The sequence below is a fragment of the Microcoleus sp. PH2017_09_SFU_O_A genome (genome assembly GCF_020738625.1).
Lineage (GTDB): Bacteria > Cyanobacteriota > Cyanobacteriia > Cyanobacteriales > Microcoleaceae > Microcoleus.
Genome location: NZ_JAEQCF010000075.1, coordinates 40,219 through 49,257 on the forward strand (window position 1 = coordinate 40,219; position 9,039 = coordinate 49,257).

Annotated in this window: 15 protein-coding genes; 6 read left to right on the plus strand and 9 right to left on the minus strand. The window is 42.9% G+C overall.

Going from position 1 to position 9,039, the window contains the following annotated elements; genetic code table 11:
* Positions 1-176 precede the first annotated feature (176 nt).
* From JGK16_RS24495 to JGK16_RS24520, 6 genes are all read right to left on the minus strand, one after another.
* Positions 177-500 (minus strand): DUF433 domain-containing protein, encoded by a 324-nt coding sequence (locus JGK16_RS24495; RefSeq protein WP_293178245.1) that lies wholly within the window; start codon positions 498-500, stop codon positions 177-179.
* 62 nt (positions 501-562) lie between these two features.
* On the minus strand, positions 563-1,258 hold the full coding sequence (locus tag JGK16_RS24500; protein ID WP_293178182.1) for a hypothetical protein: 696 nt from the start codon (positions 1,256-1,258) through the stop codon (positions 563-565).
* Between the two features lie 123 nt (positions 1,259-1,381).
* Positions 1,382-1,708: a DUF433 domain-containing protein gene (locus JGK16_RS24505; protein WP_293178179.1), complete on the minus strand. Its 327-nt coding sequence runs from the start codon at positions 1,706-1,708 to the stop codon at positions 1,382-1,384.
* 38 nt (positions 1,709-1,746) lie between these two features.
* Positions 1,747-2,088 carry a DUF5615 family PIN-like protein gene (locus tag JGK16_RS24510; RefSeq protein WP_293192923.1) on the minus strand — a complete coding sequence of 114 codons (342 nt, stop codon included), beginning with the start codon at positions 2,086-2,088 and terminating at the stop codon, positions 1,747-1,749.
* Between the two features lie 3 nt (positions 2,089-2,091).
* Positions 2,092-2,418 (minus strand): DUF433 domain-containing protein, encoded by a 327-nt coding sequence (locus JGK16_RS24515; RefSeq protein ID WP_096829719.1) that lies wholly within the window; start codon positions 2,416-2,418, stop codon positions 2,092-2,094.
* A 42-nt stretch (positions 2,419-2,460) separates the two neighbouring features.
* Positions 2,461-2,955, minus strand: a complete 495-nt coding sequence (locus JGK16_RS24520; protein WP_293192926.1) for a hypothetical protein — start codon at positions 2,953-2,955, stop codon at positions 2,461-2,463.
* 184 nt (positions 2,956-3,139) lie between these two features.
* Here JGK16_RS24520 and JGK16_RS24525 point away from each other — a divergent pair, with 184 nt between their 5' ends.
* The 3 genes from JGK16_RS24525 (at position 3,140) to JGK16_RS24535 (ending at position 5,607) form a co-directional block, all read left to right on the plus strand.
* On the plus strand, positions 3,140-4,414 hold the full coding sequence (locus JGK16_RS24525; RefSeq protein ID WP_293192929.1) for a hypothetical protein: 1,275 nt from the start codon (positions 3,140-3,142) through the stop codon (positions 4,412-4,414).
* Positions 4,415-4,550: 136 nt separating this feature from the next.
* Positions 4,551-5,156, plus strand: coding sequence for a hypothetical protein (locus JGK16_RS24530; RefSeq protein ID WP_293192931.1), 606 nt, complete (start codon positions 4,551-4,553; stop codon positions 5,154-5,156).
* Between the two features lie 7 nt (positions 5,157-5,163).
* A complete protein-coding gene (locus tag JGK16_RS24535; protein ID WP_293192933.1) occupies positions 5,164-5,607 on the plus strand; it encodes a hypothetical protein in 444 nt (147 codons plus the stop codon).
* 94 nt (positions 5,608-5,701) lie between these two features.
* On the opposite strand, the gene JGK16_RS24540 is transcribed toward JGK16_RS24535, so the two are convergent.
* On the minus strand, positions 5,702-5,974 hold the full coding sequence (locus JGK16_RS24540) for an excisionase family DNA-binding protein (protein WP_293192935.1): 273 nt from the start codon (positions 5,972-5,974) through the stop codon (positions 5,702-5,704).
* Positions 5,975-6,036: 62 nt separating this feature from the next.
* Between JGK16_RS24540 and JGK16_RS24545 the strand changes: the two genes are divergently transcribed.
* The 3 genes from JGK16_RS24545 to JGK16_RS24555 are packed head-to-tail and all read left to right on the plus strand — an operon-like array spanning position 6,037 to position 6,886.
* On the plus strand, positions 6,037-6,387 hold the full coding sequence (locus JGK16_RS24545) for a tetratricopeptide repeat protein (RefSeq protein WP_293192937.1): 351 nt from the start codon (positions 6,037-6,039) through the stop codon (positions 6,385-6,387).
* 51 nt (positions 6,388-6,438) lie between these two features.
* A complete protein-coding gene (locus JGK16_RS24550; RefSeq protein WP_293192939.1) occupies positions 6,439-6,666 on the plus strand; it encodes a type II toxin-antitoxin system HicB family antitoxin in 228 nt (75 codons plus the stop codon).
* Positions 6,659-6,886 (plus strand): type II toxin-antitoxin system HicA family toxin, encoded by a 228-nt coding sequence (locus JGK16_RS24555; protein WP_293192941.1) that lies wholly within the window; start codon positions 6,659-6,661, stop codon positions 6,884-6,886. The genes JGK16_RS24550 and JGK16_RS24555 overlap by 8 nt, the downstream gene beginning before the upstream one ends.
* 113 nt (positions 6,887-6,999) lie before the next feature.
* On the opposite strand, the gene JGK16_RS24560 is transcribed toward JGK16_RS24555, so the two are convergent.
* Together JGK16_RS24560 and JGK16_RS24565 are read right to left on the minus strand one after the other, a co-directional pair.
* The gene (locus JGK16_RS24560; protein WP_293178165.1) at positions 7,000-8,409 is read right to left on the minus strand and encodes an NAD(P)(+) transhydrogenase (Re/Si-specific) subunit beta; all 1,410 of its coding nucleotides are present in this window, start codon (positions 8,407-8,409) and stop codon (positions 7,000-7,002) included.
* On the minus strand, positions 8,406-8,699 hold the full coding sequence (locus JGK16_RS24565; protein ID WP_106150865.1) for an NAD(P) transhydrogenase subunit alpha: 294 nt from the start codon (positions 8,697-8,699) through the stop codon (positions 8,406-8,408). The genes JGK16_RS24560 and JGK16_RS24565 overlap by 4 nt, the downstream gene beginning before the upstream one ends.
* Positions 8,700-9,039 lie beyond the last annotated feature (340 nt).

Sequence of the window (9,039 nt, forward strand, 5' to 3'; positions counted from 1 at the left end):
CCAGATGATTTTACCTAATATTGGGTTCAATGGGGGATTTAGTTGTAAGATTTTTGGATGGGGTTCAGAAACCGGGTTTTTTACCTAATCTGTCGGTAGTAACGAAGTATTGTTGTAAAAAACCCGGTTTCTTTGTCGGAGTCGGTAATTTCTGTTATGGGTAATTGCGCCATGTTTTATGCTGCTTCATTTCTAACTATTGCTGCTTCAATTTCGTCTGGGTAAGCATCAGCATAAGCCCAAGCATTGACTAAATCAGCCGCAGTCAAATGGGGATAGCACTTCAAAAGTTCAGCATCGCTGCATCCGAGACGGCGATACCCGACAAGTACCCAAACTTGTATGCGAGTATTGCCAACACAGGCATCGCCGCCACACACGCCGGGAGTTTTTTTAACGCCTAGAGAACCGTTGGTTAAAGTTTGAGTTAGGATGCTGATGAGTTTAGCTTTATCAACCGGATTTTTTGTTAGTTTGGAAGTTTCGCGGGCGGGAAGCAGCGAGCAAGATGGCGAGAAGAATCAGAAGAAGAGTGAAGTGAGGATAGATACTTGCTAAACCCTTATTTTTTCTTAGTGCGGTTGCGTTTTCTCGATTCAGCCGCCATATTTTTTGCTTTTTTTTGCTTTGCTTTACTTGCCTTAGAGCCATTGACAGGACTACCACCGATCGGTTTGCTTGACCATCCAAATAGATCGGAGTTTTCAGATGCAAGCGTAGGGGCAATTTTAGCATTATATATCTGCTGAAATTGTTTTAGACCTTCCTCCGTACTCATATCAAACCCTGCTTGATGACCGAGCGTTACAAAGGATTTGGCAAATCCGAATTTAGAAGAATCTTCCATAATCTCCTGAAATTCCGGCTCAATATCCCGCAGGTATTTGATAATTGAAGTGGCATTTTGCAGTTTAAATTCTCGTTTCAAAAATTGCCATAACGCCAATAATTCCGGGATAGCATTTTCACCGTCTTCCGGCGAAAGCAAAGTCACTTTCCTGGGAAATAAGTCTTCGATTACAGTTTCCACATCTGCCACTTTCATGCAAGGTAGTGTAAAACCTTCATAGCTGAAAGCGTAATAAATGAACTGCGATATCCAAGATCCAACGTCTGGATAAGTTTTACCGTATTCTTCTCCTTCGGGAGAATTGACAAATAACTCGATTAGAGTTTCCTGATAATCTTCCAGGAGGGGTTCTGCTTCGTCATAGTCTAGGCCGTCTAGTTGGCGGATGTTAAAAGGTTTATCTGACATAGTTGATTTTTTTTGAATTTAATTGACTTTAGATCTAAGGTTAGTACAACTTTGGCAGTTCGATTAATTCTTTAGGATTTTATTATATTTAAAATCTTCGATCGCAGAAATTTGTGCCATGTTTTAGGCTTCCTCATTTTCTCTGATCGCAGCTTCAATCTCTTCTGGGTGTGCCTCAGTGTAAGCCCTAGCATTCGCCAAATCCGCTGCACTCAAATGAGGAAAGTCTTGCAAAATCCGCACATCATTTGCACCCAGAAGGCGATAATTTGCGATCGACCAAATAGGTATGCGAGTCTTGGTAATTCTAGCATCGCCACCACATACGCCCGGAGTTTTTTCAATTCCTTGCCAAGTATTGCTTAAACTTTGAACTAATAGCTGTATTGCTTGAGTTTTTTCAATGGGAGTTAAGGCAAGGAGTTGTTTTTTTAATTCTTTCAGTGCCATTTTTTACAATCTCAATCATTTTATATGGTTGGCTTTCTTTACATTGAAGGACGATTAACTCGAATCAATTTGCCACTCAATGTTTCTTCAGCAGAAATAGCGTCATTAATTCGGGTCGCCTGTCTTTCCCAGTTGCTATCTTGAGTACAAATGATAATACCAGCATGGTCTGGTTGTGAGCGATGCAGTCGAATAAAATCACCTCGATTGAGAGTCAAAACTGCTCGCTCATTAATCACTGCAAAAGCCAATACATCCTCATCAGGAATTCCTGATCCTGCGTTTCCGGCTTCTTGAACTGTTAAAATATCGTAACCTAAAGGTCGAAGAAACTCAACTACTGGCAACGGATATTGTTCATCTGCATAAATTCGCGCCATGTTTTAGGCTTCCTCATTTTCTTTAATTGCTTGTTCAATTTCTTCTGGGTAAGCATCAGCATAAGCCCAAGCATTGACTAAATCAGCAGCAGTCAAATGGGGATAGCACTTAAAAAGTTCAGCATCGCTGCATCCGAGACGGCGATAACCCACAAGTACCCAAACTTGTATGCGAGTATTGCCAACACAAGCATCGCCGCCACAGACACCGGGAGTCTTTTTAATGCCTATAGCACCAGTGCTTAAGGTTTGAAGTAAAATTTCTATAGCCGCTGCTTTATCGGCTGAATTTAAGGATGCTAGATCGATTTTTAATTCGGTGAGTGTCATTATTTACTATCCCATTTTTACAGATAGAATATCCTAGCTAAATTATAACGCTTTATCCACTTGCTTCACCTCTTCCAAGGTTAGTCCCAGCACCTCTGCGATTTGCTCGTCGCTCAATCCAAACTGCCGCAACTTACCAATTTTTTCAATCTTGGCTTCATCCTTTGCCTGCTGAAAGTCAGGAGTTTTAGGCTGATTTTGATCTGGGGTAGCCGTGGGGCGATCGGAACAAACGTTGATATAGCCAATTATGTTGCTATTACCAAAACTAATATTCAGATTGTCTTGCCGAGCAAGAACAGATTTAAGATTACCTTTATCCACAGGTTCATCAAAGGTGTCAGATAACATTTGTAAAAGTTCGTAACCCACATCTTTAACGTGACCTTGTGTAAGACGATAAGTATCTGCAATCTCAGTATACTTCTGTTGCTTCAGTGTTCCCTCGATAATTCCACGCTGCAAGTCATTTAGACGTTTGCCTGTCTTGGCATAGACAACTTTATCTACAAATTCCAATACCTGGTGAATGTCCATCAGCATAGATGTGAGAGAACTGGCGTTATTATACCCGACTTTATCCGTCTATATCCGTCCAGATCCGACTTGCACATCAAAGGTTAGAAAAGATCCGTCTTTTTCCGCTTTTCAGATTGTGAGAGAAAACTCTACTATATGGAGGGTAAAGTTATGAAACGTAGCTTGGCAGGAGAAAGTAGCTATGAGTGGAGGACTCTTCGATTGGGTTGGCGAAGTGATTGCTGAGATAGGGTCTGAGATCGCTGAAGCCTTCGGTTCTGATGATGCTGCTGGTAGTAACTTAGGGGAGGCACAGGCAACAACCACTAGCAGAAGTCAAGAAATAGGTAGAGCTAGTTATGAAAAGGGAGAAAAATTTGAGGAAGACACAGAGGAAAAACTCGCAATATTTGGATTTAATGCTGTTCAGGTTCCTCGTAACTTCCTTTACAATGAGACATTTGAACAGTACGGTAGACCTACTCAAGTCGATGTCACCATTGATGACAATAATGACAACGAAGTAGCAATAATAGAGTGCAAATCTTATACATCTAAATGGAATAATGACGAGGCTGTAGATCAAGCTAAACGGCTAGTTCATGTAGCAAATGAGAGAGGAATACCCCTCATCTTTTCTACTCCTGATGGTACTACCGACTGCTTCGGATCTCGTGTCAAAGAAGTGTTGAATGAAACTCAGTGCTTCGTAATCTCTCCCGATAATATCTTCTTTGCCGATCCATCTGATGTCAAAGAAAATGGCATTACACTGGGACTTCCTCCTGAAATTAAACCTCACTGGAATAGCAACAGTAGTGACAGTGGAGGAGAATCATCATCGAGTGATGGTGGAGGAGAATCCTTACTTGGTGGCTTTATTTCATCATTTGTTGGGTTTTTTGGGAGCAGTCCAGACTCTGAATCAAGTGATACTTCTGATTCCAATAGCAGTTATTCTGGCGATAGTGACGGCTCTTGGTTCGGTAATTTGTTCCGTGATAGCTCTGACTCCGAATCTAGTGATAATTCTGATTCCAATAACAGTGATTCTGGCGATAGTGACAATTCTTGGTTCGGTGGTTTGTTTGGGGATAGCTCTGACTCCGAATCAAATGATAGTTCTGATTGCAGCAGTAGTGACTCTGACTCAAGTTACAGTTCCGACTCTGGCTCCAGCTATAGTTCCGATTCTGGAAGTAGTGATTATGGAGATAGTGGCGGCTCTTGGGATTTGTTCGGCGGTAGCTCTGACTCCGAATCAAGTGATAGTTATGATTGCAGCGGCAGTGATTCAGACTCAAGCTACAGTTCCGATTCAGACTCAAGCTATAGTTCCGACTCAGACTCAAGTTATAGTTCCGATTCAGACTCAAGCTACGGTTCCGATTCTGGAAATAGTGATTCTGGAAGTGGAGATTATGGCGATAGTGGCGGATCTGATAGTAGCTCTAGCAGTAGTGATAGTTGGTGGTAACACCTGCTTTTTATGGGAAGGAAGCAATGGATAAAGCTATCTGGCAAGAAAATAAATGTTCGGCAAAGGTAAGCGACTACATCATCCTAGTAGCACAGGGCAACATTCTAAATAGTGAGACTTGCAGTGTGGTTTTATGAATCAACAAGCTAGACAAGATATTGATAGCGGAGACACTTTTGAGGGTGATCTAGCTCAACTATTGGGAAGAATTAGAAAAAGCGAATGGGCTAGGTCTAAACTATGTCGCATAGTTGCAGATGGTTTGAAAGTGGTCAAGAAGATTGACGATAGTTACCGCAATGACAGAAGCTTTACAAACTTTAGCTTATACCCACTGTACAAAATAGCTTTTGAAGTTTGGTCATATCAGCATCAAGCTCTTCTCCAGAGTCTAGAAACCAGTAAGCCGCAACAGTTAACAAGTCATTCGCAGCTAGTTTTGCAACATCAAGATGTAGTGATAAAGATGTTTGATGCTCTCAACCATCTTGCTAGTGCAAATGACCAAGATAGCTTGAGAGATAGTTGGCTATCAGTATGGAGACAAACTATCTTTGAATTGGCGCAGTTCGTAGACCCAAAGGTTTATCCGGTCAAACCAAAAAAGCCAAATTTATTCAGATTTAGTTTGAGGATGAGACTACCGGATATGTCTCCAGATACTAAGTTTGCCATTCTTGCAACCTGTTTATTAGTGCTTGGAATCGTGATTGCTACCCTACTACTGATTCGTAATTGAGGAATATATGAGAGATAAAGGAATATCAGAAATCTTAATTTTTGGGTTTGGTTGTGGGATGCTATGGGACTTTATAACAACATTTTTAGGAGTAGTATATCTACTTGCGGGACCGAATTTTTCTATTTCTCTGAAGAACATTGATACTAATACTTTTGGAGTCTACGGAATAGCTTTTGTTGGTACAGTTATAGTCTTTTGCTTCAACCTCATTACTAAAAATGTCTGGAATGAAGCTCGTGAGGGACAATGGACATTAGCAGGACTTTGGTTTCTCTGCGTTGTTTTTGACTTCGTTACATCACTTGCTGGAAACTACAAGTTTATACTACCGGGAAGACAAAATGAAATAGCTGTTATAGGTGTCGTATGGTTCACAACTCTACTCACTACTATCAGCCCAATGACTGTTTACTATTTAATTAAGGACTACGAGGATAAGAACCGCTAGATAGATATAAATCCCCAAAACAAAAACCCGGTTTCTCCAAGAAACCGGGTTTTTTACGATGGAATCCAAAACAACAGGATAAGGAATCAACTTGCTAGCTGTATACTCTAGTCTCATGCAACTCCTCTTCCTGGCTAAACTCAGCTAATTCCTTGAGAATTTCACGGCGCTGAACAGTACGCTGCTGTTTATATGCGATCGCACTTGCCAAGCTAATCCGCCGCTGGCTTCCTACTTTTCCATAGGGAATTTCCCCGTTATCGAGTAATTTGACCACAAATTCTGGCGACACATTCAGCAAACTTGCAGTTGCTTCAACAGTCATATCTTGCTCAATTGGATCTAGGAGTATTTTTGGCTTGTTCATGGAAATGTTTCCTGAATTCGTTTAATGCTATTATAATATATAGAATTTATTAATCATCGTTAATGTCTGACTTAGAAAAAGGGATAGCCACCTTTAATACCCAAGATTATACCCAAGCCTTTAGCTTGTTAAAACCACTAGCAGAACAAGGAAATGCCGAATCCCAGTGCATCATTGCGAATATGTACCATTTAGGATTAGGTCGAGAAAGGATGATATTAGAAGCAATTAAATGGTACATCAAATCCGCTGAGCAGGGCTATGGTGTTGCCTCAAACAACTTAGCAGGCATTTATCTGTGCGGTGCTGATGGCGTAGCAGCCGATCGCACTGAAGCAGATCACTGGTTTCAAAAAGCCAAAGAACAAGGCTTTTCACACACACCGAACAAAAGTGCAAAAGATGCGATATAATATCAAGTAAAACTATAATTGTTTGAGCTTGGCAGTCCGCCACTTCAAATTATGAAGTCAACACAACAGTTTACAGCAATTATTGAACGAGAAGGCGACGGATATATATCCCTTTGCCCAGAACTTGATATTGCCAGCCAAGGTGACAATATAGAAGAAGCGCGACAAAATCTAATCGAAGCGTTGGAACTATTTTTTGAGACAGCAGATCCTTCTGAAGTCAAGAATCGACTGCATAGTGAATTTTTTGTGACTCGTGTAGAGGTGAGCGTTGGGTAAACTGCGAGTTTTATCAGCGGCTCAGGTTTGTCAGATTTTAGAACAATATGACTTTGTTCAAGTCCGACAGCGTGGCAGTCATATTATTATGCAGCAGCGACTACCCAATACAACTGTAACGGTTCCTGTACCAAATTATTCAGAAATCAAAATTGGCACTTTGCAGTCTATTATTCGGCAGTCAGGATTACCTCGATATCTTTTTGAAGTGAACGAGTAGCCTAGATTAGCATCTCTACAAACTCAAAACAAAAACCCGGTTTATTGGAGAAACCGGGTTTAATCATCAGCGTTAATCAGCGTTAATCCGCCTTAATCTGCGGTTGCAAAATCCTACAACTGCTTCACCTCAGCAACCAACTTCGCAACCACATCCTTAGCGCTACCAAACAACATCATCGTCTTATCCTTATAAAACAACTCATTGTCAACACCCGAAAAACCAGCACTCATTCCGCGCTTAATTACGATCGTATGTTTAGCCTTATCAACCTCCAAAATCGGCATCCCATAAATCGGGCTAGCGGTATCGTGACGCGCCGCCGGATTCACCACATCATTCGCACCAATCACCAACGCCACATCCGTCTCTTCAAACTGCGGATTGATGTCATCCATATCGTACAACTGCGGATAAGGCACGTTTGCTTCCGCCAGCAACACATTCATGTGCCCCGGCATCCGCCCAGCCACCGGGTGAATCGCGTATTTCACGTCAACACCCATTTTTTCCAAACCGTCGGCTAACTCGCGTACCGCGTGCTGTGCTTGCGCTACAGCCATCCCGTAACCCGGAATGATCACAACCGATCGCGCATAGCCTAACATCATCGCACTTTCTTCGAGATTAATGCTGCGAACAGTTTTGTCGATCGCCCCAGCAGCAGCCCCAGCAGCCGCAGCACTTCCGCCACCACTACCAAAGGCGCTAAACAGCACGCTAGAAAGCGATCGATTCATCCCCTTGCACATAATTTGCGTCAAAATAATCCCCGACGCGCCAACAAGTGCACCAGCGATAATCAGCATATTGTTCATCAAAATGAACCCAGCCACACTCGCCGCAATCCCCGAATAAGAGTTAAGTAGCGACACCACCACGGGCATATCACCGCCACCAATCGGGAGCACAAACATGATTCCCAGGATATTGGAAATCGCCACCAAACCGAGGAATACCGGGACATTTTCGGGATTCGCCAGCATATAACCGCTGCCGGCTAAAAGCGCGATCGCCAGCATGGCATTAAACGGCTGTTGTAGCGGAAACGTCATCGGCGCACCTGGTAGCAATTCTTGCAGCTTCGCAAACGCCACAAGGCTTCCAGTGAAAGTGATTCCGCCAATCAACACGCCCAAAAGGATCGTGATTGTCGCATCAGGTGCCGGCGATTCCGGGATGCTGAGATAGCGCCAGAATTCCCCCACAGCAACGAGGGCAGAAGCCGCGCCCCCAAAGCCGTTAAGCAAACCTACCATCTGCGGCATATCCGTCATCGCCACGGTTTTCGCCATGATTGTTCCGGCGATCGAACCAATGATAATTCCGACTACAATTAATTCGTAGCTGACTACTTGCTTTTCTAGTAATGTACCAACGATCGCAATTAACATCCCGATCGCAGCTAACACATTTCCTTGACGCGCAGTTGCGGGCGATCCCAACTGTTTCAAACCGACAATAAACAAAGATGCGGCAACTAAATAACCTAGTTGAATGGCACTTGGCAGAAAATCACTCACGCTTTAACCTCTTTTTTCTTGAACATTTGTAGCATTCGATCGGTAACTAAGAAACCGGCAACAACGTTAATTGTGGCAAGGGCGATCGCGATCGTCCCCAAAATCGAAGTAACAGTCACATTACCTTGGCCTGAAATTAGAATCGCCCCTAAAACCGCAATTCCTGAAATCGCATTAGAACCCGACATCAAAGGTGTATGTAGCGTCGGTGGGACTTTGTTAATAACTTCAAATCCCACAAACGATGCTAGGGTAAACACCACTAAACCTGCAATCAATCCTTCTGCCATAATAAGTGTGAGTTGGTGATTGGAAATAACTCGTTCTCGGTTGCGTTTTGCATTAAGATTCGGCGGTTGAAACCGCTACTACACAAACGAAGTCTGCCTCCGCAGACTAAGAAATAAAAGATGATTCGGCGGTTGAAACCGCTACTACACAAACGAAGTCTGCCTCCGCAGACTAAGAAATAAAAGGGGTATTCTAGCCAGATTTGGTATCACTGATAGGCAGAGCCCTGTAACTATAGAACTTCATTAGTCCGCGGAGGCGGACATTGTTTGTGTAGCCGCGATTTCAATCGCCGGGGCTTCATTAGTCCGCGGAGGCGGACATTGTTTGTGTAGCCGC

Bases quoted from the DNA above. Each gene is read 5' to 3' on its own strand.
- JGK16_RS24505 (WP_293178179.1), bottom strand. From the start codon at position 1,708: ATGGCACTGAAAGAATTAAAAAAACAACTCCTTGCCTTAACTCCCATT.
- JGK16_RS24515 (WP_096829719.1), bottom strand. From the start codon at position 2,418: ATGACACTCACCGAATTAAAAATCGATCTAGCATCCTTAAATTCAGCC.
- JGK16_RS24550 (WP_293192939.1), top strand. From the start codon at position 6,439: ATGAAGTCAACACAACAGTTTACAGCAATTATTGAACGAGAAGGCGAC.
- JGK16_RS24535 (WP_293192933.1), top strand. From the start codon at position 5,164: ATGAGAGATAAAGGAATATCAGAAATCTTAATTTTTGGGTTTGGTTGT.
- JGK16_RS24545 (WP_293192937.1), top strand. From the start codon at position 6,037: ATGTCTGACTTAGAAAAAGGGATAGCCACCTTTAATACCCAAGATTAT.
- JGK16_RS24510 (WP_293192923.1), bottom strand. From the start codon at position 2,088: ATGGCGCGAATTTATGCAGATGAACAATATCCGTTGCCAGTAGTTGAG.
- JGK16_RS24520 (WP_293192926.1), bottom strand. From the start codon at position 2,955: ATGGACATTCACCAGGTATTGGAATTTGTAGATAAAGTTGTCTATGCC.
- JGK16_RS24530 (WP_293192931.1), top strand. From the start codon at position 4,551: ATGAATCAACAAGCTAGACAAGATATTGATAGCGGAGACACTTTTGAG.
- JGK16_RS24565 (WP_106150865.1), bottom strand. From the start codon at position 8,699: ATGGCAGAAGGATTGATTGCAGGTTTAGTGGTGTTTACCCTAGCATCG.
- JGK16_RS24500 (WP_293178182.1), bottom strand. From the start codon at position 1,258: ATGTCAGATAAACCTTTTAACATCCGCCAACTAGACGGCCTAGACTAT.
- JGK16_RS24540 (WP_293192935.1), bottom strand. From the start codon at position 5,974: ATGAACAAGCCAAAAATACTCCTAGATCCAATTGAGCAAGATATGACT.
- JGK16_RS24525 (WP_293192929.1), top strand. From the start codon at position 3,140: ATGAGTGGAGGACTCTTCGATTGGGTTGGCGAAGTGATTGCTGAGATA.